The following is a 25,416-nucleotide window of genomic DNA, read 5'->3' as shown; positions in this document are numbered from 1 at the left end:
TGGCCGTTCCCCTGGCCGCCTAAGCTAAGGGGAACGTCTTTCGGGAGGTCGGGTGGCGATCGCGACGGGGGCACGGCCGGTGGTCGGCGTGCTCGCACTGCAGGGTGACGTGCGGGAGCACGCCGAGATGGTGGAGCGCGCCGGTGCGCGCGCCGTGGCGGTCCGCCGCGCGAGTGAACTGTCCGAAGTGGACGGTCTGGTGCTGCCGGGTGGCGAGTCGACCACGATGTCGAGGCTGCTCGAGACCTTCGAACTGCTCGAACCCCTGCGCGAGCGCATCGCGGACGGACTGCCCGCGTTCGGCTCCTGCGCCGGGATGATCCTGCTCGCCCGCCAGGCCCTCGACGGACGCCCTGACCAGCGGCAACTCGGCGGGCTCGACGTCGTCGTCCGGCGGAACGCGTTTGGACGGCAGGTCGATTCGTTCGAGGCCGACCTCGACTTCACGGGCATCGAAGGCGGCGCGGTGCACGCTGTGTTCATCCGCGCGCCGTGGGTCGAAAAAGCGGGCGACGGGGTGGAGGTACTCGCCAGTGTCCCCGAAATGCCGGGCTCGGACGGCACGGCCGCTAGGATCGTCGCGGTCCGGCAGGGGGCGGTACTCGCCACGTCGTTCCACCCCGAACTCACCGGGGACGAGCGCGTGCACAGGCTGTTCGTCGACCTCGTGCGGCAGGCTTAGGCAAAACCGACACTGTGCTCAGCGGCGGGCACAGGAGTAGATGGAGGAGAGATGAGCGGCCACTCCAAGTGGGCCACCACGAAGCACAAGAAGGCCAACCTGGACGCGAAGCGCGGCAAGCTCTTCGCCCGGTTGATCAAGAACATCGAGGTGGCTGGACGGACCGGCGGTGGCGACCCGGATGGCAACCCGACGCTCTACGACGCCATCCAGAAGGCCAAGAAGAACTCGGTCCCGCAGGACAACATCGAGCGCGCGCGCAAGCGTGGTGCCGGTGAAGAGGCGGGCGGCGCCGACTGGCAGACCATCACCTACGAAGGCTACGGCCCGAACGGTGTGGCCGTGCTGATCGAATGCCTCACCGACAACAAGAACCGCGCCGCCATGGAGGTCCGGACCGCGCTCACCCGGAACAACGGCTCGCTCGCCGACCCGGGTTCGGTCTCCTACATGTTCAACCGCAAGGGCGTCGTGATCATGCCCAAGGGTGAGGCCGCCGAGGACGACGTCCTCATGGCCGTGCTCGACGCGGGCGCCGAAGAGGTCAACGACCTCGATGAGAACTTCGAGATCGTCTCCGAGGCCACGGACCTCGTCCCGGTCCGGAAAGCCTTGCAGGAGGCCGGTTTCGAGTACGAGTCCGCGGATCTCACGTTCCTGCCGTCGGTCAGCGTCCCGCTGGACGTCGAAGGCGCGAAGAAGGTCTTCAAGCTCATCGACGCCCTCGAAGATTGCGACGACGTGCAGAACGTTTACGCGAACTTCGATGTGTCCGACGAGGTCATGGCCGAGGTTGGTTGAGGGTTGGTCGTGACGAGGTGCGGAACGTTTACGCACTGCGCCGGATTCCGCGTCTCCGACGAGGTCATGGCCGAGGTCGGCTGATCGTTTTTCCCGCCATGCCGCGGAAAATCCGTCCCGGGACTAGGTGCGGACGAGGACGTGGGGCAGAATGTCGCGCGTGACGACCTCCGAAGCCGATGCCCTCACCGCCGAAGAAACCGAACTCATCCAGTGGATCGAGTCTCAGGCGCAGGCGAGAGGGAACGCGGTCATCGCGGTCGAGGGTGACGGGGAGGAAGCGGCTTTCTGCTTCACCGCGTGCGCCTGGGCGCTGCACGGTGTCGCGGAAGCGGTCGTGATCGGCCTGCCCGGGCACATGGGGCCGGTCCTGCTCGACGCCTACGTCGACCGCGCGGCCGCCGGCGAGATTTTCGAGGTCGGCAGGCGCTATGACGATTTCTTCGAGGGCGCGCCGGTGATCTTCGAACGGGTCGCGAAGGGGCACTATCCCGAGTACTTCGGGAGCGCGTTCCTGATCTACCCGGACGGGGACTTCCCGGCGTTGCAGTTGATCGTCGCGACGCCGGACGGGCACTTCCCGTGGCACCCGGACGCTCCGGAGGGCTTCGCGCGGTACCAGCCGGTGCTGACCGAATCCGGTGACCCGGAGAGCTGGACGCCGGGCGTCGACGGCCCCTGACGCTCGCACGGCCCCCCGGGTCCACGCGGTACCCGGCGCCCTGCTCGCTTGAAGTACATGAAGGACCCCTTCCTTGCGCCTAGGTACAGGAAGGGGTCCTTCATGTACTTGGGGGACGCGTGAAGGGGCCTTCCCGCGACTCGGTCGGGTGAGGGGGTGGTCCCGGTACCGCGCCCGAAATACGACACCTATGCCATACCCGAAGCGTCCTTCACGGACCTGAGGCGAGGGCGCAACGGCCGCAACCAGAGGACTGATCGCGGGCTCAAGCGAGCCAGGGAGTCAGGTCCTCGGCGGCCCCCGGCCACTCCGCGGCCAAAGTGGCGGCGGGCCGGAACTCCACACAGTCGTCCGTATAAGGCGGCACCACGACCGTCCCGAGCAGGCTCCACTCACCGGTGCTCACGGACGCCTGCCACACCCCGGCGGGCACCACCACCTGCGGACGCTGACCGGCCGCGACGTCCGGTCCCAGCACCGGACGGGAGATCCGCCCGTCCGGGAACAGCAACAGCATCCGCACCGGGGCACCGGCGTGATGGGCGTAGATCTCCAGCCGGTCCAACCGGTGCGGAGCAGAGGTCTCCGGCGAAACGAGCAGGTAGTAGATCGCGGAAGCGGTCTCGTCGCGCCAGCTCTGCGCCCAGCGGCCGCCTTCCACGGGAAGCGGCTGAAGGCCCAGATGGGCGGCGAAGTCGTCGAAGCTGCTCGGCATGTCTCCATCCTGCCGTGGGGCGCTCCGGGTAGCCTCAGGGCTCGAACTGATGTTCGTCAAGGTGGAGGGGAAAAGCGTGCGGGTACTCGGGGTCGACCCCGGTCTGACCAGGTGCGGTCTCGGCGTGGTCGACGGCGGCACGGGCCGCACCGTCCGCGCCGTGGCCGTCGAAGTCGTGCGGACGCCGCCCGACGCCGACCTTTCCGTACGCCTGCTGGGGATCTCCGACGCCGCCGAGCGGTGGATGGATCGCTACAAACCCGAGGCCGTCGCGGTGGAACGTGTCTTCGCGCAGCACAACGTGCGCACCGCGATGGGTACCGCGCAGGCGGGCGGCGTCGTCGCCCTCGCCGCGGCCAAACGCGGGCTGCCGGTCGTGTTCCACACGCCGAGTGAGGTCAAAGCGGCCGTCACGGGCTCCGGCCGCGCGGACAAGGCGCAGGTCACCAGTATGGTCATGCGGCTGCTCGGCCTCGAGGTCAAACCGCATCCGGCTGACGCCGCGGACGCGCTCGCGCTCGCCATCTGCCATCTGTGGCGGGAGCCGATGAGGGTCCGGCTCGCCGAAGCCGAGGCCAGGGCGGCCGAGATCGCCAAGAACCACAAGGCCAGGCTCGCCGCCGCAAGCAAACAAGCCAAAACTCAGGGAGCGGCACGATGATCTCCTCGGTACGCGGAGAAGTCCTCTCCATCGGCCTCGACCACGTCGTGATCGAGGTCGGGGGAGTCGGCTTCGCCGTCCAGGCCACGCCCGCCTCTCTCGCGACGCTTCGCCGCGGCGAGGAGGCGATGCTGCACACCGCGCTCGTGGTCCGCGAGGATTCCTTGACGCTGTTCGGTTTCGCCGACGCCGACGCCCGCGAACTGTTCGGGCTGTTGCAGACGGTCTCCGGGATCGGCCCGCGGCTCGCGCTGGCGACGCTGGCCGTCCTCGATCCCGACAAGCTGCGCTCCGCCCTGGTCGAAGGCAACATCACCGTGCTCACCCAGGTACCCGGCATCGGCCGCAAGGGAGCGGAGCGGCTCACGCTCGAACTGCGCGACAAGGTCACCGCGCTCGCCGGCCCGACCGACGGCTCCCCGGCGGTGGTCGCGCCCGGCGCGCTGCGCGGTGAGGTCGTCGAGGCGCTCGCGGGCCTCGGCTTCCCGGCCAAGCAGGCCGAACAGGCCGTCGACAAGGCGCTCGGCGAGGGCGACGGCCACACGACGTCCTCCGTGCTGCGCGCCGCGTTGGCCACCCTCGGGCGTAAGCGGTAGCTCGCCACATGGACTATGAGGCCGTGACGGATTTCGAGGCCGACGACGAGACGCTTTCGGCGCTGCCACAGATCGGCGAAGGCGAGGTCGAGACCACACTTCGCCCGCGTAAGCTCGACGAGTTCATCGGCCAGCCACGAGTCCGTGAGCAGCTCGAACTCGTCCTGGAGAGTGCACGCCGCCGAGGTGTCCCGCCGGACCATGTCCTGTTCTCCGGCCCACCCGGACTGGGCAAGACGAGTATGGCGATGATCGTCGCCGCCGAACTGAACGCCGCCATCCGGATCACGTCGGGGCCCGCGCTGGAACGCGCGGGGGACCTCGCCGCGATGCTGTCCAACCTGGCGCCCGGCGACGTCCTGTTCATCGACGAGATCCACCGGATCGCCCGGCCCGCCGAGGAAATGCTGTACCTCGCGATGGAGGACTTCCGCGTCGACGTCGTCGTCGGCAAGGGGCCCGGCGCGACCAGTATTCCGCTGGAGATCGCGCCGTTCACGCTGGTCGGAGCCACGACGCGGTCCGGTTCGCTGACCGGTCCGCTGCGCGACCGGTTCGGTTTCACCGGCCAGATGGAGTTCTACACCGACAGCGAACTCGACCTCGTCGTGCGCAGGGCCGCCACGATCCTGGAGATCGAGATCGATCGCGACGGTTCCGCGGAGATCGCCCGCCGGTCCCGCGGCACACCCCGGATCGCGAACCGGCTGCTACGCCGGGTACGCGACTACGCCGAGGTTCGCGCCGACGGGCATGCCACCCGCAAGGTCGTGCGCGCCGCGTTGGAGGTCTACGACGTCGACGAACTCGGCCTCGACAGGCTCGACCGCGCGGTGCTGACGGCGCTCGTCCGGTCCTTCGGCGGCGGCCCGGTCGGCGTGTCCACGCTGGCCGTCGCGGTGGGGGAAGAGCCGACCACCGTCGAAGAGGTGTGTGAGCCTTACCTGGTCCGCGCCGGTATGCTCGCCCGCACTCCTCGCGGCCGCGTCGCCACAGCGGCCGCGTGGGAACACCTCGGCCTGCCGGCTCCGGCCGGTGTCACACGTGGCGAGCAGGGTGGCCCGAACCTGTTCGACCAGGAATGACCGGACCGCTCACGCGGTCCGGGGCCCGTGGTGACGACGGGTGGTGGTGGAGTTTCCGCTGGCACCTGGCACACTCGGGGAGAGCACACCCCGCCAAATCGGACAAAACAGCGCACCGCGCGGCGTCCGCTCGAAATGGAGAGTCATGAACCAGTTATTGCTGCCGCTGCTCCTGATGCTCGTTGTGGCGATCCCGCTCGTCATGGGCACCCGTAAGCAGAAGAAGGCGGCGGCAAAGCAGCAGGAGCTGCTCTCGAGCCTCGCTCCCGGTGACCGGGTGATGACCACCTCCGGTCTCTACGCGTCTGTCGCCGACGCCTCCGCCGACACCACGATCGACCTCGAGATCGCCCCTGGTGTCGTGACCACCTGGCTCCGCCAGGCCGTTCGCGAGAAGGTCGAGCCGGTCGTCGAGACCGACGAGGACAGCCTCGGCACCGATGAGGTCGTCGAAGAGCCGGTCATCGAGTCGAAGGACGAAGAGCGCGTCGAGGAGAAGTCCGGCGCGCAGATCGCTCCTCCGCTGGAGCACGGCAAGAAGTAGCACCTGTAAGGCCATCCCCGACACCAGACTTTCGTAGGTGCGGGGGCAACGCCGGGCTCACGCAGCACCGAGTACTGTCTCGGTGCTGCGTGCGTGTCCGTCGTCATAGTCGTGCCCGTTCACCGGGCATCGTCATCGGGGCAGGTTCGCGGTACCGCCGGGCTCCCGTCCGGCGAGTGAACAGCCAAGTCCATTGGGGAACACCCAGTCCGTCCGAGGAGACCGAAGCACAGTGGCCGCACCGGCCGGGCATCTCCGCCCGGGACGCTATCTCGCCTTCTTCGCCCTGATCGTGGTGGCGCTGTACGCCCTGGTGTTCTTCACCGGAAGCGGCAAGCCGACGCCGAAGCTCGGCATCGATCTGCAAGGCGGCACGAGGGTTACGCTGACCGCCCGCAATCCCGACGGCGGCGACCCTCCGCGAGATTCCCTCGAACAGGCCCGCTCGATCATCGAGCGCCGGGTCAACGGTATCGGCGTGAGCGGCACCGAGGTCGTCCTCGACGGCAGCAACGTCGTGATCACCGTCCCCGGCGAGCAGGGCGACCAGGCCAAGGCCCTGGGCAAGACCGCGAAACTGGGCTTCCGGAAGGTCGTGACTTCGCAGCCGGTTACCCCGGCTCCGCAGCCGTCGACCCCGCCCACGTCCGGAGCGCCTTCGTCGGCTCCGCCCGCGTCGTCGGGTGCCCCCGGCGTGAGCGCTCCGCCGAGCAGTCCGGCCAACGGCGGCGGTGGCGCCGCCGGCGCGCCGCAGCAGCAGCCGGACGAGAATGCCGACGAGCAGACCAAGAGGGAGATCGAGGAAGCCCGGAACGTCCGGCAGAGCCCCGATCTGCTGTCGACGGACCAGGCGAAGCAGGCCGCGGCCGCCGAGAAGGCCTTCGCGTCGCTCAACTGCGCGCCCAACGTGTCGGACCCGCTGGTCGGCAACGACCTCACCGACAAGCCGCTGGTCGCCTGCGGTGACAAGAACACGATGAAGTACCTGCTGGAGCCGGAGTTCCTCCCCGGAACGGAGATCTCCGACGCCTCTTCGGCCTACGACACCCAGAACTCCCAGTGGGTCGTCAACCTGAACTTCAAGGGTGACGGTTCCCGGATCTGGGGCGACTTCACCTCGAAGAACGTCCAGAAGCAGGCCGCGTTCGTCCTCGACACGCAGGTCGTCTCCGCGCCGACCATCCAGTCCGCGATCCTCGGCGGTCAGACGCAGATCACCGGCCGGTTCAGCCAGACCGAGGCGAAGGATCTGGCCGATGTGCTGAAGTACGGTTCGCTGCCGCTGTCGTTCGAGTCCTCGGACGCGACCACGGTGTCCGCGACGCTGGGTCTCGCGTCTCTGCAGGCGGGCCTCATCGCCGGCGGTATCGGTCTACTGGCCGTGTTCATCTACTGCATGTTCTATTACCGGCTGCTCGGCCTGCTGACGATCCTGTCGCTCGGGTTGTCGTTCGCGATCGTTTACGGGGTCCTGGTGCTGCTGGGGCGGTGGATCGGGTACACCCTCGACCTCGCGGGCGTGGCAGGCCTGATCATCGCCATCGGTATCACCGCGGACTCGTTCGTCATCTACTTCGAACGATTGAAGGACGAAATCCGCGAAGGCAGAACCTTCCGATCAGCGGTCCCGCGCGGCTGGTCTCGAGCCCAGCGCACGATTCTCGCGGCGGACGCGGTCAGCTTCCTCGCCGCGGCGGTCCTCTACCTGCTGGCCGTCGGTGACGTGAAGGGCTTCGCGTTCACTCTCGGCATGTCGACGGTCCTCGACCTCGTGGTCGTCTACCTCGTCACGCATCCGCTGGTCGCGATGGTGTCGCGGTCCAAGTCGAAGTTCCTGTCCAACCCCAAGAACCTCGGCCTCGGCGCCGTGCAGCAGCTGGGTTCGGACCGCAAGGCCGCTCGCACCGTCTCCGGCCGTCCGAACGTGAAGGAGGCGTGACCGTGGTCGACGAGAAGAACACCACCGAGAACAAGCGCGAGAGCGTCTTCCACCGGATGTATGTGGGCAGCGGCGTGTTCAACGTCGTCGGCGTCCGCAAGCGTTGGTACCTCTTCTTCGGCGCGCTGGTGCTGGTGTGCATCGCGTCGATGGGGGTCAAGGGCTTCAACTTCGGCATCGACTTCGAAGGCGGCACCCAGATCCAGCTGCCCGCCAACGGCAAGAGCGGGCAGATCACCGAAGAGCGGGCCAAGGAGGTCTTCGCCTCCTCGCTGGGCAAGCCCGCCGACGAGGCGCAGAAGGTCGGCAGCGGCGTCTCGTCGACCATTCAGCTCCGTTCGGACACCTTGGACGCGGCCGAGGTCGCCAAGGTGAAGCAGGCCCTGTTCCAGGAACTGGGGCCGATCGGTTCCTCCGGCCAGCCCAGTGTCCAGGCGATCAGTGACAGCGCGGTGAGCGCGTCCTGGGGCGGGGAGATCTCCCGGCAGGCGCTGATCGCGCTCGGGGTCTTCCTGCTGGCGGTCACGTTGTTCCTGGCGTTGTACTTCGACCCTCGGATGGCCGCCGCGGCACTGGTCACCCTGCTGAACGACATCGTGGTGACGGCGGGTGTGTACTCGCTGATCGGTTTCGAGGTCACGCCGGCGACGGTGATCGGTCTGCTGACGATCCTCGGGTTCTCGCTGTACGACACGGTGGTGGTGTTCGACAAGGTCCGCGAGAACACGCGCGGTCTGCTCGGCCTGACCCGCCGGACGTACGGGGAAGCGGCGAACCTGGCGTTGAACCAGACGCTGATGCGGTCGTTCAACACGTCGTTGATCGCGGCGCTGCCGATCCTCGGTCTGCTGGTGATCGGCTACCTCCTGCTCGGTTCCGGCACCCTCCAGGAGCTCGCGCTCGTGCAGCTCACCGGCACCGTGGTCGGCGTGCTGTCGTCGGTCGCGCTGGCGACGCCGCTGCTGGTCGACTTCAAGATGCGTGACCCGAAGTACCGGCAGCAGGCCGATCGGGTCGCCTCGCGGCGCGCGAACCAGGCTCGCAAGGCCGCCGCCGAACGCGACGACGACTTCGACCCCAACGACGAAGACGCGCTGGAAGCCGAACTCCGCAAGGAGAAGGCGTACGCCGCCGCGGCGAGCGTTCCGGCGCGGAACCAGAAGGCCCACAAGGGCCGTCCGCAGGGCAAGCGCAAGAGGTAACCCCAGGTTCGAAGCGTGTTATGAACGGACCTTTCATAACAAATTTTGTTATGAAAGGTCCGTTCATAACGACCGGGGTGCCGCGGCCGTGAGTCTGAGAGCAGGAAAGTACATGGAGCTGGACAAGGCACTCGACCTGATCGCCGACGTGCCGGACTTCCCGGAACCCGGCGTGCTGTTCCGGGACCTGAGCCCGTTGTTCGCCGACGCCGCCGGTTTCAAGGCCGTCACCGACGCGCTCGCCGCCACCGTCGATCCCGGCGTCGACCTGCTGGCGGGCGTGGAAGCGCGCGGGTTCCTGCTGGCCGCCGCCGTCGGCTACTCCCGCGGTCTCGGCGTCGCGTTGATCCGCAAGCCCGGCAAGCTTCCCCGGGTCGCGGGCAGGGTCGACTACAAGCTGGAATACGGCACCGCGACCGTCGAACTGCCCGAGGGCATCGTCAAGTCTGGTCACCGTGTCGCGGTCCTCGATGACGTGCTCGCCACCGGCGGCACGGTCGCGGCGACCTGCAAACTGCTGGAAGACGCGAAGGCGCAGGTCACCGGGGTTTCGGTGGTCATGGAACTCGCCGCGCTCGGTGGTCGTTCCGTGCTTGAAGGGCGTCGCGTGGAGGCCCTCCGGGTGTGTTGAGCGGGCGTACCCAGTGTGCCGCGAGGGGGAGCGGTTACCCTTGACGTCCGAAGGCCGCACGAAGCGCAGGAGGTGCGGGTGAGCCAAGAGCTCGATGCCGCGGTGTCCTCGAAGGACGGCACCGAGCAGAACGGTGCGGCGCGACAGGGGGCAGCGCCGACGCCATCCGCGACGCGCCGCGTCCGTGCCCGTCTCGCCCGCCGGATCACCGCACAGCGCGCCGCGCCGGTCAAGCAGGTTCTCGAACCGCTCGCCGTCATCCACCGCGAGCTGCACCCCAACGCCGACCTCGCGCTGCTCCAGCGCGCCTACGACGTCGCCGAAGAACTCCACCGTGAACAGCGGCGCAAGTCCGGTGACCCGTACATCACGCACCCGCTTGCCGTCGCGACCATTCTCGCCGAACTCGGCATGGACACGACGACGCTGGTCGCGGCGCTCCTGCACGACACCGTCGAGGACACCGGATACTCGCTGGAGACCCTGAAGGCGGACTTCGGCGAGAAGGTCGGCGAACTGGTCGACGGCGTCACCAAACTGGACAAGGTCAAGCTCGGCACGGCCGCCGAGGCCGAGACGATCCGCAAGATGGTCATCGCGATGGCGCGCGACCCGCGCGTGCTGGTCATCAAGCTGTCCGACCGCCTGCACAACATGCGTACGATGCGCTTCCTGCCGCCGGAGAAGCAGGCCCGCAAGGCTCGCGAAACCCTGGAAGTCCTCGCCCCGCTGGCGCACCGGCTCGGCATGGCGACGGTCAAATGGGAGCTGGAGGATCTGGCCTTCGCCATCCTGCAGCCGAAGAAGTACGACGAGATCGTCCGCCTGGTCGCCGATCGCGCGCCCTCGCGGGACACGTACCTGCGGTCCGTGATCACCGAGCTGACCGGCAACCTCGAAGGCTCGCGGATCACCGCCAAGGTCGAGGGACGGCCGAAGCACTACTACTCGATCCACCAGAAGATGATCGTCCGCGGACGCGACCTCGATGACATCCACGACCTGGTCGGCGTGCGGATCCTGGTCGAGGACGTCCGTGACTGCTACGCCGCGATGGGTGTCGTCCACGCGCTGTGGCAGCCGGTTCCCGGCCGGTTCAAGGACTACATCGCGCAGCCGCGGTTCGGCGTCTACCAGTCGTTGCACACCACGGTGATCGGCCCGGACGGCAAGCCGCTGGAAGTCCAGATCCGCACCTACGAGATGCATCGCACCGCCGAGTACGGCATCGCCGCGCACTGGCGGTACAAGGAAACCCGCGGTACCCACAGCGGAAACGGCGCCAACGCGGTGGACGTCGACGAGATGGCGTGGATGCGCCAGCTCCTCGACTGGCAGCGTGAAGCCGCGGATCCGGGTGACTTCCTCGAATCGCTGCGCTACGAGCTCGCCTCGCGCGAGATCTTCGTGTTCACGCCCAAGGGTGACGTGATCACACTGCCGGTCGATTCGACCCCGGTCGACTTCGCCTACGCCGTGCACACCGAGGTCGGCCACCGCTGCATCGGCGCCCGCGTCAACGGCAGGCTCGTCGCACTCGAGCGCAAGCTGGAGAACGGCGAGGTCATCGAGATCTTCACCTCGAAGGCCGAGACGGCAGGGCCGAGCCGCGACTGGTTGCAGTTCGCCGGTTCCCCCAAGGCACGCGCGAAGATCCGGCAGTGGTTCGCCAAGGAACGCCGCGACGAGGCGATCGAAGGCGGCAAGGAGGCCATCACCAAGGAGGTCCGCAAGGTCGGCCTCCCGATCCAGAGGCTGGTCTCCGCCGAATCCATGGGCGCGGTCGCCACGGAACTGCGGCATCCCGACATCAGTTCGCTGTACGCGGCTGTCGGCGAGGGCCACACCAGCGCGAAACACGTCGTGCAGCGGCTGGTCGCGCTCATCGGCGGGGTCGACGAGGCGGAGGAGGAGCTCGCCGAGCGCGCGACCCCGTCCACGGTGACCCGCCGCCGCGGCTCGAACGACGTCGGTGTCGTGGTGAAGGGCGCCGGCGACGTCTGGGCCAAGCTCGCCCGCTGCTGCACGCCGGTGCCGGGCGACGAGATCCTCGGTTTCGTCACCCGCGGCGGGGGCGTCAGCGTCCACCGGACCGACTGCACCAACGCCGATGATCTGACCGCGCAGCCTGAGCGTCTGGTCGAGGTCGAATGGGCACCGTCGGCGTCTTCGGTGTTCCTCGTCGCGATCCAGGTCGAGGCGCTGGACCGGCACCGCCTGCTCTCCGACGTCACCAAGGTGCTCGCGGACGAGAAGGTCAACATCCTGTCCGCGTCGGTGACCACGTCGCGCGACAGGGTCGCGGTCAGCCGGTTCTCGTTCGAGATGGGCGACCCGAAGCACCTCGGCCACGTGCTGAAGGTGGTCCGAGGTGTCGAAGGCGTCTACGACGTCTATCGGGTGACTTCGGCGTCCTAGGTCAGTGAAGATCGGACCATTCGACTCACCGGGTGTCCTTTGAGCATTGCAGTATGGACATACGGTCACTGCGCTTCATACGATTTTTACGGAATCAACCCGTCTAGGCCCCGCGGACGAAGGCCCAGGCGCTGCGGTTGAGGGTGTCCTCGATGCCGGTGAAGTGTTCGGCCGGACTGATCCCTTCCTCGACCAGGTCGAGGTCCGGATCGTCGGCCGTGCCGCCGCGGCCGTCGGGGCCGACCGCGAACATGACCGCCGGGTCGCCGCCGGGGTCCATGATGCCGGGTACGGCGTTGGTCAGGTCGGTGTGCCAGCTCCCCGACATGTGCCCGGCTTCGTGGCTGGTGATGTTGCCGACCGCTCGGCCGATGAACGCGATCTTGTCGCTGCCCTTGCCGAGGTAGGTGTTGAGCGACCAGACCGGTCCGGTGGGCGCGCTGATCTCATCGAGCAGGACCAGCGCGGTCTCCTCCTTGCCGAAGTTGCCCGCGTCGATGGACTGGGCGATACCGATGGTCATGATTCCGGATTCGACCGTGGTGCCACCGACGACGACCCGGCTCACGTTCGGTTGTCCCCAGGGATCCGCGTGGTCGCGGCTGTTGAGGACGCGCAGCGCGAACCGCGGGTTCGTGCCCTTGGCGGCGAGGTCTCGTCCGAGGTTCTCCTTGACGGTGGCGATGATCGCGTCGGTCAGCGCGCGTTCGTCGCGGGCGGTGAGGCCCCAGCGAGGCAGGAAACTCGACAGCGGCGAGAGATCACGGAGGCCCCCACCGGTGCCGAAGATGGAGGTGTTGACCCTGGCGCCGTCGAAGTCCAGGAAGATCGTGTGCACGCTGCCGCGCGGGGCGGTTTCGGTGCCGGGCCGGAACGCTTCGAGCTTGATGTCGTAGGCGCCTTCGCCTGCTTCGACGCCGAGCTGATAGCGGCCTTCCTTGGGCGCTACGAAGTCCACGACAGCGTTGCCACCGCCAGGCATCGGTGAGTCTGTCGAGAAGATCGAGGTGGCGTCCTGCGACGAGCCGAAGACCTCTCGCCCTGCCGGGTCGTAGACCGCGAGCCGCGTTCCGCCGTCGGCCAGTGACGCGCCGAGCACGTCCCCGGCCCGCAGGTCGAACGAGTAATAGTCGAGGTCGCCGCCGCCGATACCGCTGGTGATCGCCAGGTCGTACGGTCCCTCGGTCAGGACGCCGCCGCCGGTGCCGGGCTTGGTGGGGTCGGCGGGGATGCCGAACGGGCCGGAGCCCACCATGAGGAAGAACTCCCGGCCCGGCGGGATGGTGAACGCGAGCGTCGAGTCGGTGGACTCGCCGGCGTTGTCGTTGATCGCCCACACGCCGTCTTTGTCGAGCAGCGCCAGGAACGTGTCGAGATCGCCGGCCGGGGTCCGGGTCCGCGCGGAAAACGTCACCGGGGTGGTACCGGCGCTCAATCGGTAGAAGTCGAAGTCACCCGTGCCGTCCCCGGCGCTGCCATAGGGCCCGTCACCGATGACGCCACTCGTCCGGACGGCCCGGCGGGTGGCGCCGACGCCCGTTTCGGTCGCGAGACCGAGGGCGTCGTTCGGCTCGGCGGCCGGGGGAAGCGTGGGAATCGAGGCGTCCGGCTTGAGGTCACCGGTCAGCCGGACCTTCGAGTTCTTGGCACGCTGGGTACCGAATCCCGCGATGTGCTCGGGTCTGGCGAGGGAATCGTTGGCGCCGCTGTTTCCGGGCGGTTCTATTTCTTTGTAGGGCAGGGGATTCGAGGCTGAGACTGGTACGCGTGCTTTGGTCTTCGCCGCACGGTCGCGGACAACGGCCGCCCAATCCGTCGTCGCCGGGCGTTGCGGGAACATCAGCAGCGGATCGGGCTGGATCCGGCCGGGCGCCGCCGAGGACTGCCCGCTCAGCAACGCCGAGGAGAGCAGAGCGATCGTGAGAATTCCGAGCACGCGTTTCGCCATCGAGTTCCCCCTAGCTCGTTGGACGCCCAGAAAACCACAGCGAGGGAAGGTTGTAAGCCGCCTTTCGGGGGCTTGCCCACATCCGGCTGGTTCCGGTGGAGGCGCGCACCTAGGGTGCGGAACATGACTGAAGGGTTCGAATTCACTCGTGACGGCGAGATCGCGCGACTGACGTTCACCAGGCCGGAGAAGATGAACGCGATCACCTACGGGATGTGGTCGGCGATCCCGGACGTGGTCGCGACGGTGGAGACGGACCCCGCGATCAAGGTGCTGGTGCTGACCGGCGAGGGCAAGCACTTCTCGGCGGGCGCGGACATCAGCGAGTTCCAGGAGCTGCGGTCCACCGCCGACGCGGCGGAGACTTACGACAAGGCCGTCGACGGTGCCGTGGCGGCACTGACGGCGTCCCGGAAGCCGACGGTGGCGATGATCCAGGGGAACTGCATCGGCGGCGGCTGCCAGATCTCGGTCGCCTGCGACTTCCGGTTCGCGGCGGAAGGCTCGCGCTTCGGCATCACGCCGGCGAAACTCGGCATCGTCTACCACTTCGGCTCGACGCGGCAGCTGGTCTCACTGGTCGGCCCGGCGAACGCGAAGTACTTCCTGCTCTCGGGGGAACTCGTAGACGCCCGGCGAGCGCGGGAGATCGGGCTGCTCAGCGACGTCTTCCCGGCTGACGAGCTGGAGGCGTCGACGGCGAAGTTCGTCGAAACGCTGGCTTCGCGCTCACAGGCGTCGGTGCGGGGGATGAACCGGATCATCGAGAAGATCGTCGCGGGGCAAGAGGAATCCGACGCCGAGGTGGACGAGATCCGGCTCGGTGCCTTGCACGGCGAGGACTACGCGGAGGGAGTGGCCGCGTTTCTCGCGCGGCGGCCGCCGAAGTTCACCTACCGCTGAGATCGGAGCCGGTGAACACCTGTCCACCCACTGGAACGATCATGGAGCTGACCGGACCTTCACCTGCCGAACGCGCCCGCCAGGTCTTCCGATCGGGCGGGCGCGCCGGTGAACTCCAGCTTCACGTCAGGCGTTGACCGTGACGCCGGTGAACTTGACCTCGGTGTTCGGCGGGCCGGTGCCGTCGCCGTTACCGGCCTGGGCGTTGGCTCCCGCCTTCGCGACCTTGTCGAGCACCTTCAGGCCTTCGTCGGAGATGCTGCCGAAGACCGAATACTCCGCGGGCAGTTCGGCTTCGCCGTAGACCATGAAGAACTGGCTGCCGCCGGAGTTCGGCTGCTGTGTCTTCGCCATCGCGAGGAGGCCGCGGCCGTACTTGATCTCGGGGAACGCCTCGTCCGGCATCGTGTAGCCCGGACCGCCCATGCCGCTGGCCTCGGGGTCACCGCACTGCAGCATCTGCAGGCCGGTGGTACCGAGCCGGTGGCACTTGGTGTCGTTGAAGTAGCCCTGCTGCGAGAGGCTGATGAAGCTCTGCACGGCGCAGGGGGCGAGGGCCTTGTCGAGTGTCAGCGGGATGTCGCCCGCGGTGCTCTTCAGCACGACGTTGACCGTGCCGTTCGAAGAGACGTCCTTGCCTTCCGGCTTGTTCACCTGCTTCGAAGCCTTCTTGGTGGCGTCGGCCTTGTAGTCACAGGCCACCGGGTTCGCCAGCGGTGTCGCCCGTTTGGGCATCGGCGCGCGTTCGGTGGGGATGGTGACCTCGGGGGTCGGCGGAGCCGAACTCGGGGAAGCGTCGGAGGCGGCATCGTCACCACTGTTACTGCTGACGATCCACCACACCGCGCCCGCCACGATCGCGACGACACCGACGACCGCCACCGAGCCGACGATCTTGCGCCGCTTGGCCTTTTCGGCCTGTCGCACGATCTGTCGCTCGAGCTTGCGCTTCGCGGCTTCGCGGCGCTGCTGGTTGGTCGGCACCCGCCCTCCCGGTTTCCACTCGATGTCACACGTCTGAGGTAGCGGAAGTCTATGGGCACAGCCTGTGAGACCCCCGTACAGGGGCCGCTAGGCTTACTTGATCGTGATCAGGGCCATCCTGTCACCTGTTCGGCGGAAGATACGAGGAGGCGTTTCGTGCTGGTTGTCGGTTTTCCGGCAGGCCCCCTCGAAGCGAACTGCTATCTGCTCGCTCCGGCCGACGGCGGGGAGTGCGTGATCGTCGATCCCGGCGAGGACGTTCTCGAACCGCTGGAGGCCGCGCTGGCCGCCCATGGGCTGACGCCGGTCGCGATGCTCGCGACGCACGGACACCCGGATCACGTCGCTTCGGCGGCCGAGGTCGGTGCCCGACACGGAATACCTCTCCATCTGGACGAGGCGGACCGGCCACTGGTGGCCGGGGAATGGAAGGACGGGATCGTGCCACTCGTCGATGGCCCGCTCAGGCTGGCCGGACTGGAGATCACGGTGTCCCGCACACCGGGTCACACCGCCGGTTCGGTGGTCTTCGGGCTGACCTCCGCCGAGGGCGGCCGGATCGCGCTCACCGGGGACAGCCTGTTCGCCGGTTCGATCGGCCGGTCTTCCGGTGAGGACGGCGAACTCGTACGGTCCCTCGGTGCCAAGGTGATGACGCTGCCCGACGACACCGTCGTCCTGCCGGGCCACGGTCCGGCCACCACGATCGGCCAGGAGCGCGCGGGCAATCCGTTCCTGACCGGAACGGGCGTGTGATGGCGGAGCCGACCGGGACGCCGGAGACCCCTGAGCGTCTCCCGCTGTTTCACGACGACCCCAAGCTCCGCCGCAGGCGTGGCTGTTCCGGTATCGCCGGTGTCGTCATCTTCGCCGCCGCGTTCGGCGGGATCGCGGGGCTGATCGGCGGTGAGATCGCCGGGCTCGTCGTCGCCGGGGTGATCGCGCTGCCGCTGCTCTACATCATGTTGTACAACCTGCGCCGCCGAGTCTGGCTCGAAGGCGACACGCTCATCGTGCGGACCTGGGGGCTCCGGCGGATCGGCCTGACCGGAGCCGAGCGCATCGACCTCGTGATCAGCGACGTGCGCGGCACCCGGACGGTCAGCCTGCTGGTCAACGCGGGCAAGCGCCGCAAGGTGGCGAAGGTCGACCTCGCCGTCTACTCGGGCGCGGGCGGCCGGGAACTCGGCGTCCTGCAACTGCGCAAGCTGGCGAACGCGCTGCTGAACAACACCGAGGCGAACGGCCTGGTGTTCTCGGAACTGCTGGTGGCGCAGCTGAAGTCGGAGGCTCGCGGTGACGCGGCGGCGGAGCGGCCGCTGTACCGGCTGGCTTCGGCGGCGCCGTCGGGGAAGTACATCCAGCGGTTCACGATGGAAGCGGTCAGCCGGTTCGTGGCGACGCTGGACGGTTAGGCCGGGCCACCCTTACCACTCACGAGGCCTCGGTGGGGTCTCCAGCTTCTCCAGCCGCGCTCTGATTTCCTCCGGCTGGTAGACGATCGCCGGCAACTCGCCCGCGGCGCACGACGGCTAACACGGCGTCGAGCATGGCCCCTCCGATCACGCGGCGAATCTCGGGTGCGGCCTCTTCGACTCGACTCCGGCCCGTGATCGCGCGGAGGGCTCGTGCTTTGGGACGCTTGTGACTACAGGGACTCTCGAGGCTCCCGCGAGGCGATCAACGCGGCCAGTACGGTGGTGACCGGGACCGCCGCGACGATGCCGACGCTTCCGGCCAGTGTCCGCACGATCTCCTGCGCGATCTCTTCCGCGCCGAGGATCGACCCGAGTCCGACACCCGAAAGCGACGTGTACAGCAGCACCGGCAACGCCGCGCCCGCATAAGCCATCACGAGCGTGTTGACCGCCGAACCGACGTGGTCACGCCCGATCCGCAGGCCCGCGCCGTACAGCTCACGCCAGCCGAGCGACGGATTCGCCCGCCGCAGTTCCCAGACCGCGCTCGTCTGCGTCACCGTGACGTCGTCCAGCACCCCGAGCGCGCCGATCACGACACCTGCCAGCAGCAGCCCCCGTGCGTCGATGCCGTGCCCGAGCGAGCCGATCAGCTGCGAGGTGCTGTCGTCCAGCCCGGTCAGCGACGACGCGGCCGAGAAGATCGCCGACAGGACGCCGATCAGGATCAGGCTCACCAAAGTGCCCAGGACCGCCACCGAGGTTCTCGCGGACAGCCCGTGCGTCAGGTACAGCGCGACGAACATGATCGCGCCCGCTCCCGCGATCGCCACCAGCAGCGGGCTTTCCCCGGCGAGGATCGACGGCAGCACGAAGAGCGCCAGTACCAGGAAGCTCAGCCCGAGCGCGACCAGCGCGGCGAGACCCCGCCAGCGGCCCAGCACGATCACCGCGAGCGCGAACAGCCCGGCCAGCAGCAGCAACGGCGTGCCGCGCTGGAAGTCGACGATCTGGAACGACGCGGGGTCCGCGACGTCGCCGCCGTTGTAGGACAGCACCACCTCGTCGCCCGCGGTGAACCGCGGCGTGCTCGGCTCGATCGGGAGGGTCAGCTTCAGCGGTTTCCCGACGCCGGGACCGTCGGTCATGGTCAGCTCGCTGGTGAGACACGGCTTCGCGTCCGGCGGCGGCTCACCGACCTGGACCTGACCCTCGGCGAGGCAAGGCCCGGTGAACGTCGCCTTGATCGTGGCGCTCACCGGGGTCCCTTGGGAGAAGACGCTTTTCGCCGGATCCTTGCCCCACGGGTAGAGCAGGACCATGCCGGCGAGGGTCGCGACGGCGAGCGGGATCAGCAGCCACATCAGCAGCCGCCGGACACGGCGCGACGCGGGCGCCGCCGGGCCGTGGCCGTGCGAGTGCCCGTGACCGACCGGCTTGGGCTCGGGTCCGGGCTTCGGTTCGGCGGCGCGGCGCCTGCCCGGTTCGGCCGGACGCGGCCGTTCGACAGGGGGACGCGTGCCTTCCGGCGGTCGCCGGCGCGGCGTTCGGGACGTTCCGGGCGAGCGATCGGACGGTGTGTCCGTGACCCGGCGAATCGGGCCGGTGTCGTCGTCGGAGATGTCGCGGCGGTTCACCCGCACATCCTCCACAGCGCCGATCGGAGCCCGCATTCGGCCTAGCCGAAGGCCTGCCGCAGATGGACCCGGCGGTAGGCGGACGGCGGCGTGTCGAAATGGTCGAGAAAGGCCTGGCGCAGGGTCTCGGTCGAGCCGAAACCGCACCGCCTCGCGATCGACGTCAGCGGGAGTTCGGTGCCGCACAACAGTTTCGCCGCGTTCTCGGTTCTCGCCGCCCGGACGTACCTGCTGGGCGTGGTGCTCAGGTGCGCGTCGAACAGCCTGGTCAGCTGCCTGGTGCTGATCCCCGCCCGTTCGGCGAGCACGGTGGTGCCGAGATCACCGGCGAGGTGCTCGGCGACGTACGCGGTGATGTCGCGGACCAGCCGGTTCTCCGGCGGCGGCCCGGACAGGAACATGCTCACCTGTGCCTGGTTCCCTGGCCGTTGCAGGTAGGTCACCAGCATGCGGGCGACCTCCCTGGCGACGCTCGGGCCGAGGTCCTCCTCGACGAGCGCGAGAGTGAGGTCGATCCCGCTCGTCACCCCGGCCGCCGTGTAGACGTTGCCGTCGCGCACGTACAGCGGCACCGGGTCAACGTTCACCTGCGGGTAGCTCGTCGCGAGCCGGTTCGCGAACCGCCAGTGGGTGGTGGCGCGGCGCCCGTTGAGCAGCCCGCACGCGGCGAGGACGGTCGCGCCGGTGCACACCGAGGCGACGCGCCGGGCGTCCTGCGTGAGCCTGCGGATGTGGGAAACCATCCTCGGATCCGCGGCGGCGGTCTCGTGCCCGGTCCCGCCCGCGACGATCAGCGTGTCCAGTTCGCCGGTCACCTGGTCGAGCCGGTGCTGTGCCTGCAACGTCAGCCCGGACTCACAGCGGATGCCGCGGCCGTCGACGCTGGCGAGCATGATCTCGTATCCCGGCTTGCCGCCGAGTTTGGTCGCTGCGTCCAGGACATCCGCCGGACCGGCGATGTCGAGCATCTCCGCATTGCTGTAGCCGACGATCAGCACTCGTCTGGGTGAGCCCGGCATGATCGAACGCTAGCAGTAACGCCCGGCCGTCGGACGTAGTTCGCAGGAATCCGGACATCCGGCTCCCCGTGGTCCCGCCCTTGCGACACGGTTGGGTCATGACTGACGACAGGAAGACCATCGCGTTCGTGGTGTATCCGGGGATGACCCCGCTCGACATGGTCGGACCGCTGACCGTGCTGGAGGGCATGGCGAGTACGGCGCAGGAGTACCGGACGGTCGTGGTCGGCGAGACGAAGGCCCCGATCGTCACCGACAACCCGTTGAAGCTCGTGGCGACCCATACCTACGACGAGATTCCCGCGCCGTACGCGTTGCTCGTGCCCGGCGGCGGCACACCGACGCTGAAGGCACTCGCCGACGAGAAGCTGATCGGTTACCTGCGGACCGCCGCGGCGAACGCGGAACTCGTGACGTCGGTGTGCACGGGATCGCTGCTGCTGGGGCAGGCCGGTCTGCTGGAGGGCCGCCGGGCCACGACGCATTGGATGTTCCGCGAGCTCCTGCGCACGTTCGGCGCGGAACCGGTCGCCGAGCGCTGGGTCGAGGACGGCGACCTGATCACCGCCGCCGGGGTGTCGGCGGGGATCGACCTCGCGCTGCACCTGGTCGAGCGGCTCGTCGGCACCGAGATCGCGCGGACGATCCAGTTCGTCATCGAGTACGACCCGGAGCCGCCGCTCGGCGCACTCGACTGGTCTCAGCGGCCGTACGGGGACCTCAAGCCGTTGCTGGAACACAGCCTGAACGAGGCACTCGTGGACGAGCCCGCCCTGCGGGACAAACTGCTGGCGCACACTGGGTGATAAGGGGGCGGCCATCCGGGTGAGAAGCGCTAATTCGGGGACTGCGCCGGGTTAGATTCGGGTCATCCGTCCAGGTGATAGGTGGTTCGTGGAGTTCAAGGTGCTCGGCCCGCTCCGGGCCTCGGTCCCGCTGCCGTCGGCGGCACAGCCCCGTCGGGTACTCGCGGTGCTCTTGACCCGGCCGAACGAGTTCGTCCACCGGGACGTCCTCGTGGACGAACTCTGGCCGCAGGAGCCGCCGTCGAGCGCCGCGGCGGTCGTGCAGATGGCGGTTTCCAAGCTGCGCAAGGCGTTGTCGCCCGGATTGCCGGTGGACGACGCCCGGCAGCGGCTGCGATCCGGCGCCGGTGGCTACCGGCTGACCGTGTCGGAAGGGGAACTGGACGCCTCCGGTTTCTCCGGCTTGAAAGCGGCGGCCGCGACGGCGACCGGCGGTGAGCGCCGGACGCTGCTCGACCGGGCGCTGGGGTTGTGGCGCGGTGCGGCGTTCGCCGACGTTCCGGCAGGCCCGCTGGTGGAGGCGCACAAGCTGTGGCTCGAGGACCAGCGGTGCTCGGTACTGGGCAAACTCGTGGAGCTGGATCTCGCGGCCGGTGACCACAAGGCGGTCGCCGACCGGCTGGGACCCGAACTGGCCGCCCGCCCTGGCGACGAACGTCTCGCCGGGTGGCTGGCCGAGGCACTGAGCGGGCTGGGGCGGCGAGACGCCGCACTGGCCGTCCTCGACCGCTGCCGGCACGCGCTCTGGGAGCAGGCCGGTGTTTCACCGGGGGAGGACCTGCTCGCGGTCCACCGCCGGATCGCCGGAACCGGCTGGTCGGCGGGTGGCCCGCCCAGCCGCCTTCCGCAGGCGACGCCGGATTTCTCCGGCAGGGCGGCCGAACTGGCGGAGGTGGCACGGGCGTTGCGAAGTCCCGCGCCGGTCGTGCTGCACGGCACGGCGGGAGCGGGGAAGAGCGCGCTGGCCGTGCAGGCGGCTTGGCGGGCGCGCAAGCGGTTCCCGGACGGCCAGCTCGTCGCCGACCTGCGTGAGACCGGTGACGTGCTCGCCGGATTCCTCCGCGCGCTCGGCCTTGCGGAAGCGGAACTTCCCACCGACCGGGCCGGACTGATTTCGTTGTGGCAGAGCCACACCGCGGACCGGCGGCTGCTGGTGATCCTCGAAAACGGCCGGTCTGAGGCTGAGGTACGGCCGCTGCTGCCGAGCGGCCCCGGCTGCGCGACGATCGTCACGACGAGACGGCGGCTGGCCGGACTCGTCGGAGCCAGACCGGTCGAGGTCGGTGAACTGTCCTACGCGGAATCGCGAGCGCTGCTCGGCGCGATCGTCGGAGAGGCCCGGTTGTCCGCCGAAACCGACGCCGTCCGCCGCGTGCTGGCCTGCTGCGACGGACTCGCGCTGGCGGTGCGGGTGGCGGGTGTGAAACTGCAGCAGCGGCCGAGGCTGAGCATCGCCGACTTCGCGACCCGCCTGGAGAAGGAGCGTCTGCGTCTCGACGAGCTGGCCGTCGGCGACCTCGCCGTCCGCCCGGCGCTCGCCGAAGTCCTCGCCGAGCTGTCGCCGAGACAGCGGAACTCCTTGCGGCTGCTCGGTTCTCCCGGTGCCACCGAGATGGCCGACTGGTTCGCGACGGCCCTGCTGGGGTGTTCGTCGCGTGAGGCGGCCGGACTGCTCGACGAACTGGTGGACGATCATCTGCTCCACGCCGAGCCGGATCGGTCCGGTTTCCGCCGGTACCGGCTGTCCGGTCTGGTCCGCCTCGCGCTCCGGGAACCGCCGGACCCCGCCGCCGTCAGACGCGCGCTGACGCTCATGGCGACCTTGGCCGAACACGCGTCCGCCGCACTCGGCCCCGAGTACCCGCCGGCTCGCCGGGCAGACGCCCCGGCGGCCGCTCTGGACCGCGTCGCGGCCGATCCGATCGGCTGGCGCGCCACGGAAACCGCGAATCTCGCGCTCGCCATCCGGAGCGCGCGTGCCCATGGCTGGGCCGCGCTGACCGAGCGGCTGGCCGACGCCTACAGCGATCTCGTCGGCCCCCGGCACGGCGGTTCGCTGGCCTTGCTCGGGTTCGAGATCGTGCGCGACCGGCTCGATCGCCCAGCGGAGGCGGCGAAATTGCTGAAGCTCGGTCATTCCCACGCCGACGCGGGGGACTCGGCGCGAGCTAGGACGTGCTTCGCGCTGGCAGAAGCGCGATTCCGCTCCGCAGGCGATCAGCGGGGCACCGGGGCCGCGCTCGTGGCGCTCGCCGACGTCGACGCGGATTCGGGCCGCACTCGCTCGGCGGTCGACGCGCTGCGGGAGGCCTTGGACCTGTTGCGGGCCTGTGGTGACCTCGCCGGGCAGGCGATGGCGTCGGCCCAGTTCGGCTCGCTCTGGGACGACTTAGGCGACTTCCGGCGGGCGAAGGAATGCTTCGACGCGAGCCTGCTGCTTTCGCTCCATTGCGAGGACGGGTGGCAACACGACCGGTCCGCCAAGCGGTACGCCGACGTCCTGCGACGGTACGGCCGCATCGACGAGGCCGGTGAACTGCTGACGAGCGCGCTGACCGGCACCCGGAATTCGCGTGAACGCCATTGGGAGGCGCACGTCCTCCGCAGTCTCGGCGATCTCCACGCCAAAGCGGGCGACGCGCGGGAGAGCGAACGCTGTCATTCGAGGTCGCTGCAGCTGTTCGAGCACGTCGGGCATCGGCACGCCGCCGCTTACACCCACCGGAGTTTCGGCGAGTCCCTGCGGCTCGCGGGCGAGCACGGCCGGGCCGCGGAACACCTGGGACTCGCGATGAGCACGTTCCGCGCGCTCGGTGACCGCCGGGGCGGCGGATACGCCTTGCTCAGCTTCGGACGTCTGCGGGCGGACGAAGGCGTCGCCACCGAAGCCGCCGAAGGACTCCGTACGGCGGCGGGGTTGTTCCGGGAGCTGGGTTTCCCGGTGTGGGAACTGCGTGCGCTCCAGGACCTTTCCGCCGTCGACAGTGGCGGACGGCAGCGTGACCGGGCTCGTGAAGCCTTGACGAAGATCCGTTCCGGGGCGGTTCCGGGCTAGTCCGGCGGTGACGGACCTGCCTCGGCGTTTGGCGAAGTTATGGCGACGGCGTGTTGACTCGTCCTCGAGTCAAACGGACTTCGCGCCGTCCCGGGAACTGTGCGGGACTGGGGGTGACGGCGCGTGCTCGTGGCCGGGTGACGCCTTCCGAGGGCAGGAGGCGTCACCCGGTTCCACGGTCAGCCGCGGACGTGCAGGATCGCCTCGGCGTCGTCGAGGGTCGCCTGGTCGAGCGGGAAATAGCCCTGCCGGGGAGTGGGGTCGGTCCGGACCATCGCCGGTGGGATCCCGGACGAGGGGAGCAAACCCCAGGCCGTGGTGACGTGCTTCTGCAGGAACCCTTCGTAAGTGTCGGCTTCGGGCTCTTGGAGCCCCATGGCCTCGCTGAGGCCGAGGCTGGTCGCGACGAAGGCGTAGCGATCGCCGAGCAGCGGCGCCACCAGCGCCCCGGCGGGGAGCCAGTGGGTCCCCTTCCCGGCCACCCGCATCGTGCCCGCCTGGCGGCGCAAATGGAGATTGTGGGCGAAGACCAGCGTCGCACCACGACCGGCTTCGGCGGCGCGGATGTCCAGCAGATTCCGCGCCATGATCGCGTCGCGGACGGCGGAGAGGGGCATGTAACGCTCCTGCGGCTCGAGAGGCTCGGCGCATTGGCGGTGGTAGCGCAGCAGGTCGATGCCCGCCACGAGGTGGATCTCCGCCCTCGACCACGCGTCCGTGACCGGTTCCGGTTTCCTCGCGCGGAGCACGGCGAGCAGATCGGTCGCGATCGCGCGCAGCCGGTATGCGTCGGCCGTGGCGCCGATCGACGACGCCGCGTCCATGACCGCTTCCGTGCGGTTCCAGCGCTCGTCGTCACCAGCCGGGCCCGCGATGTCCGCTTCGAGGTCCAGGAAATCGCGGGCGTACTCGAGATAGCGCCGCGGGCTGGGCGCGGAGGTGTTCTCGGTCTGGGTGTCGAATCCGTGGAACGAAAGCCGTTTCGCGGGTGCGCGGGTTTCGTTGTACTCGCGCATCCACGCGATCAGCCGCCGGTTCGCGGCCACGCCGCCGAAGACGTGCGTGAAGCCTTCGCTCATCGCGAGGTCGAGGGTGCCGGTGCCGTCTTGGACGAAGTCGTTCGCGACGAGCGCGGCCACGCGATCGGTTTCGAGGGCGATCGAGCGGAAACCGCGCTCGACCAGCTGGGCGAACAGTTCGTTGCGGACCTCCGCGAAGACCGGGGTGGAGTGGGTTGGTTCGCCCAGGCCGAGCAGGTCGCACGAGAGGGTCACGAAGTCCCGGATGTCTTGACTCATGGGGTTCAAGCGTATCGTTGATACCTCAGTTGAGACTTTTGATGACAGGACCTGTAGCGGCTGCGGTAAAGCTTCAAAGCGGTGTCAGCCGTCGGAAGACCTCGCCCGCCGCCGGTTCGGTTCGGGTTGAAGTACCTGAAGGCCCCCTTCCTTGAGGTGGGGCCCCGTTGCGGAGCCGCCGAGCGGGGAAGATTTCGGACGTTCACCGTCCGGAATCTTCCCCGCTCGACCCTTACGGGCACCAGCGATGCCCAATCCGGTTACTCAGAGCAGCGCTGACCAGCAGCTCTGCGACTTTGCCGGGACCCTGCCTTCAGAGTAGGCAAGGAAGCCTTCACCGACTTGTCCGATCGGGTGCGAGCACAGGCGGGCAGACGGCTGTCGCGCCCTGC

The 25,416-nt window shown here is 68.8% G+C and carries 22 protein-coding genes; 16 read left to right on the top strand and 6 right to left on the bottom strand.

Annotated elements, in window-relative coordinates; all coding sequences use genetic code 11:
• The first annotated feature begins 52 nt into the window (after nt 1-52).
• From pdxT to BS329_RS16640, 3 genes are all read left to right on the top strand, one after another.
• Nucleotides 53-682, top strand: a complete 630-nt coding sequence (gene pdxT / locus BS329_RS16650) for a pyridoxal 5'-phosphate synthase glutaminase subunit PdxT (protein WP_076161732.1) — start codon at nt 53-55, stop codon at nt 680-682.
• A 51-nt stretch (nt 683-733) separates the two neighbouring features.
• Nucleotides 734-1,483, top strand: a complete 750-nt coding sequence (locus BS329_RS16645; protein WP_076161730.1) for a YebC/PmpR family DNA-binding transcriptional regulator — start codon at nt 734-736, stop codon at nt 1,481-1,483.
• A 151-nt stretch (nt 1,484-1,634) separates the two neighbouring features.
• Nucleotides 1,635-2,165, top strand: a complete 531-nt coding sequence (locus BS329_RS16640) for a DUF4262 domain-containing protein (RefSeq protein WP_076161728.1) — start codon at nt 1,635-1,637, stop codon at nt 2,163-2,165.
• Nucleotides 2,166-2,430: 265 nt separating this feature from the next.
• On the opposite strand, the gene BS329_RS16635 is transcribed toward BS329_RS16640, so the two are convergent.
• A complete protein-coding gene (locus BS329_RS16635; RefSeq protein WP_076161726.1) occupies nt 2,431-2,880 on the bottom strand; it encodes a cupin domain-containing protein in 450 nt (149 codons plus the stop codon).
• A 76-nt stretch (nt 2,881-2,956) separates the two neighbouring features.
• On the opposite strand from BS329_RS16635, the gene ruvC reads away from it, so the two are divergent.
• The 8 genes from ruvC to BS329_RS16595 all read left to right on the top strand — a co-directional run bounded on the left by ruvC (nt 2,957) and on the right by BS329_RS16595 (nt 11,956).
• Complete coding sequence (gene ruvC, locus BS329_RS16630) at nt 2,957-3,541, top strand: crossover junction endodeoxyribonuclease RuvC (RefSeq protein ID WP_076161884.1); 585 nt, start codon at nt 2,957-2,959, stop codon at nt 3,539-3,541.
• On the top strand, nt 3,538-4,137 hold the full coding sequence (gene ruvA / locus BS329_RS16625) for a Holliday junction branch migration protein RuvA (protein WP_076161724.1): 600 nt from the start codon (nt 3,538-3,540) through the stop codon (nt 4,135-4,137). The genes ruvC and ruvA overlap by 4 nt, the downstream gene beginning before the upstream one ends.
• Nucleotides 4,138-4,145: 8 nt before the next feature.
• Nucleotides 4,146-5,222 (top strand): Holliday junction branch migration DNA helicase RuvB, encoded by a 1,077-nt coding sequence (gene ruvB, locus BS329_RS16620; protein ID WP_076161722.1) that lies wholly within the window; start codon nt 4,146-4,148, stop codon nt 5,220-5,222.
• A 145-nt stretch (nt 5,223-5,367) separates the two neighbouring features.
• Complete coding sequence (yajC, locus tag BS329_RS16615) at nt 5,368-5,766, top strand: preprotein translocase subunit YajC (protein WP_076161720.1); 399 nt, start codon at nt 5,368-5,370, stop codon at nt 5,764-5,766.
• A 232-nt stretch (nt 5,767-5,998) separates the two neighbouring features.
• Nucleotides 5,999-7,705 (top strand): protein translocase subunit SecD, encoded by a 1,707-nt coding sequence (gene secD / locus BS329_RS16610; protein WP_076161718.1) that lies wholly within the window; start codon nt 5,999-6,001, stop codon nt 7,703-7,705.
• A gap of 56 nt (nt 7,706-7,761) precedes the next feature.
• Nucleotides 7,762-8,907: a protein translocase subunit SecF gene (secF, locus tag BS329_RS16605; protein WP_244197194.1), complete on the top strand. Its 1,146-nt coding sequence runs from the start codon at nt 7,762-7,764 to the stop codon at nt 8,905-8,907.
• Between the two features lie 112 nt (nt 8,908-9,019).
• Nucleotides 9,020-9,538 (top strand): adenine phosphoribosyltransferase, encoded by a 519-nt coding sequence (locus tag BS329_RS16600; protein WP_076161714.1) that lies wholly within the window; start codon nt 9,020-9,022, stop codon nt 9,536-9,538.
• Between the two features lie 78 nt (nt 9,539-9,616).
• Nucleotides 9,617-11,956, top strand: a complete 2,340-nt coding sequence (locus BS329_RS16595; RefSeq protein ID WP_076161882.1) for a RelA/SpoT family protein — start codon at nt 9,617-9,619, stop codon at nt 11,954-11,956.
• A 103-nt stretch (nt 11,957-12,059) separates the two neighbouring features.
• On the opposite strand, the gene BS329_RS16590 is transcribed toward BS329_RS16595, so the two are convergent.
• Nucleotides 12,060-13,904: a PPC domain-containing protein gene (locus BS329_RS16590; protein ID WP_076161712.1), complete on the bottom strand. Its 1,845-nt coding sequence runs from the start codon at nt 13,902-13,904 to the stop codon at nt 12,060-12,062.
• A 123-nt stretch (nt 13,905-14,027) separates the two neighbouring features.
• Between BS329_RS16590 and BS329_RS16585 the strand changes: the two genes are divergently transcribed.
• Nucleotides 14,028-14,807 carry an enoyl-CoA hydratase/isomerase family protein gene (locus tag BS329_RS16585; RefSeq protein WP_076161710.1) on the top strand — a complete coding sequence of 260 codons (780 nt, stop codon included), beginning with the start codon at nt 14,028-14,030 and terminating at the stop codon, nt 14,805-14,807.
• Nucleotides 14,808-14,933: 126 nt separating this feature from the next.
• On the opposite strand, the gene BS329_RS16580 is transcribed toward BS329_RS16585, so the two are convergent.
• Complete coding sequence (locus BS329_RS16580) at nt 14,934-15,791, bottom strand: peptidylprolyl isomerase (RefSeq protein ID WP_076161708.1); 858 nt, start codon at nt 15,789-15,791, stop codon at nt 14,934-14,936.
• Between the two features lie 156 nt (nt 15,792-15,947).
• Here BS329_RS16580 and BS329_RS16575 point away from each other — a divergent pair, with 156 nt between their 5' ends.
• Both BS329_RS16575 and BS329_RS16570 read left to right on the top strand, forming a co-directional pair.
• A complete protein-coding gene (locus tag BS329_RS16575) occupies nt 15,948-16,547 on the top strand; it encodes an MBL fold metallo-hydrolase (RefSeq protein WP_076161706.1) in 600 nt (199 codons plus the stop codon).
• Nucleotides 16,547-17,206 carry a hypothetical protein gene (locus tag BS329_RS16570; protein ID WP_076161704.1) on the top strand — a complete coding sequence of 220 codons (660 nt, stop codon included), beginning with the start codon at nt 16,547-16,549 and terminating at the stop codon, nt 17,204-17,206. The genes BS329_RS16575 and BS329_RS16570 overlap by 1 nt, the downstream gene beginning before the upstream one ends.
• A gap of 233 nt (nt 17,207-17,439) precedes the next feature.
• Here BS329_RS16570 and BS329_RS16565 read toward each other — a convergent pair whose 3' ends face one another.
• Nucleotides 17,440-18,846 carry a YibE/F family protein gene (locus BS329_RS16565; RefSeq protein WP_076161702.1) on the bottom strand — a complete coding sequence of 469 codons (1,407 nt, stop codon included), beginning with the start codon at nt 18,844-18,846 and terminating at the stop codon, nt 17,440-17,442.
• Between the two features lie 41 nt (nt 18,847-18,887).
• Nucleotides 18,888-19,865, bottom strand: a complete 978-nt coding sequence (locus tag BS329_RS16560; RefSeq protein ID WP_076161700.1) for a GlxA family transcriptional regulator — start codon at nt 19,863-19,865, stop codon at nt 18,888-18,890.
• A gap of 98 nt (nt 19,866-19,963) precedes the next feature.
• Here BS329_RS16560 and BS329_RS16555 point away from each other — a divergent pair, with 98 nt between their 5' ends.
• Nucleotides 19,964-20,671, top strand: coding sequence for a DJ-1/PfpI family protein (locus tag BS329_RS16555; RefSeq protein WP_076161698.1), 708 nt, complete (start codon nt 19,964-19,966; stop codon nt 20,669-20,671).
• Between the two features lie 88 nt (nt 20,672-20,759).
• The gene (locus tag BS329_RS16550; protein WP_076161696.1) at nt 20,760-23,726 is read left to right on the top strand and encodes an AfsR/SARP family transcriptional regulator; all 2,967 of its coding nucleotides are present in this window, start codon (nt 20,760-20,762) and stop codon (nt 23,724-23,726) included.
• 179 nt (nt 23,727-23,905) lie between these two features.
• On the opposite strand, the gene BS329_RS16545 is transcribed toward BS329_RS16550, so the two are convergent.
• Nucleotides 23,906-25,024: an erythromycin esterase family protein gene (locus BS329_RS16545; protein ID WP_076161694.1), complete on the bottom strand. Its 1,119-nt coding sequence runs from the start codon at nt 25,022-25,024 to the stop codon at nt 23,906-23,908.
• Nucleotides 25,025-25,416 lie beyond the last annotated feature (392 nt).

Source organism: Amycolatopsis coloradensis, assembly GCF_001953865.1.
Classification (GTDB): Bacteria; Actinomycetota; Actinomycetes; order Mycobacteriales; family Pseudonocardiaceae; genus Amycolatopsis; species Amycolatopsis coloradensis.
The sequence above is the reverse complement of the archived record's forward strand: the minus strand, read 5'-3'. Positions and strand labels throughout refer to the sequence as shown.

What these genes read in the sequence shown, in the direction of transcription:
- BS329_RS16645 (WP_076161730.1), top strand. Translation starts at nt 734, where the DNA reads ATGAGCGGCCACTCCAAGTGGGCCACCACGAAGCACAAGAAGGCCAAC.
- BS329_RS16545 (WP_076161694.1), bottom strand. Translation starts at nt 25,024, where the DNA reads ATGAGTCAAGACATCCGGGACTTCGTGACCCTCTCGTGCGACCTGCTC.
- BS329_RS16555 (WP_076161698.1), top strand. Translation starts at nt 19,964, where the DNA reads ATGACTGACGACAGGAAGACCATCGCGTTCGTGGTGTATCCGGGGATG.
- BS329_RS16585 (WP_076161710.1), top strand. Translation starts at nt 14,028, where the DNA reads ATGACTGAAGGGTTCGAATTCACTCGTGACGGCGAGATCGCGCGACTG.
- BS329_RS16590 (WP_076161712.1), bottom strand. Translation starts at nt 13,904, where the DNA reads ATGGCGAAACGCGTGCTCGGAATTCTCACGATCGCTCTGCTCTCCTCG.
- BS329_RS16635 (WP_076161726.1), bottom strand. Translation starts at nt 2,880, where the DNA reads ATGCCGAGCAGCTTCGACGACTTCGCCGCCCATCTGGGCCTTCAGCCG.
- BS329_RS16640 (WP_076161728.1), top strand. Translation starts at nt 1,635, where the DNA reads ATGTCGCGCGTGACGACCTCCGAAGCCGATGCCCTCACCGCCGAAGAA.
- BS329_RS16560 (WP_076161700.1), bottom strand. Translation starts at nt 19,865, where the DNA reads ATGCCGGGCTCACCCAGACGAGTGCTGATCGTCGGCTACAGCAATGCG.
- BS329_RS16600 (WP_076161714.1), top strand. Translation starts at nt 9,020, where the DNA reads ATGGAGCTGGACAAGGCACTCGACCTGATCGCCGACGTGCCGGACTTC.
- secF (WP_244197194.1), top strand. Translation starts at nt 7,762, where the DNA reads ATGTATGTGGGCAGCGGCGTGTTCAACGTCGTCGGCGTCCGCAAGCGT.
- BS329_RS16570 (WP_076161704.1), top strand. Translation starts at nt 16,547, where the DNA reads ATGGCGGAGCCGACCGGGACGCCGGAGACCCCTGAGCGTCTCCCGCTG.
- ruvB (WP_076161722.1), top strand. Translation starts at nt 4,146, where the DNA reads ATGGACTATGAGGCCGTGACGGATTTCGAGGCCGACGACGAGACGCTT.
- ruvA (WP_076161724.1), top strand. Translation starts at nt 3,538, where the DNA reads ATGATCTCCTCGGTACGCGGAGAAGTCCTCTCCATCGGCCTCGACCAC.
- yajC (WP_076161720.1), top strand. Translation starts at nt 5,368, where the DNA reads ATGAACCAGTTATTGCTGCCGCTGCTCCTGATGCTCGTTGTGGCGATC.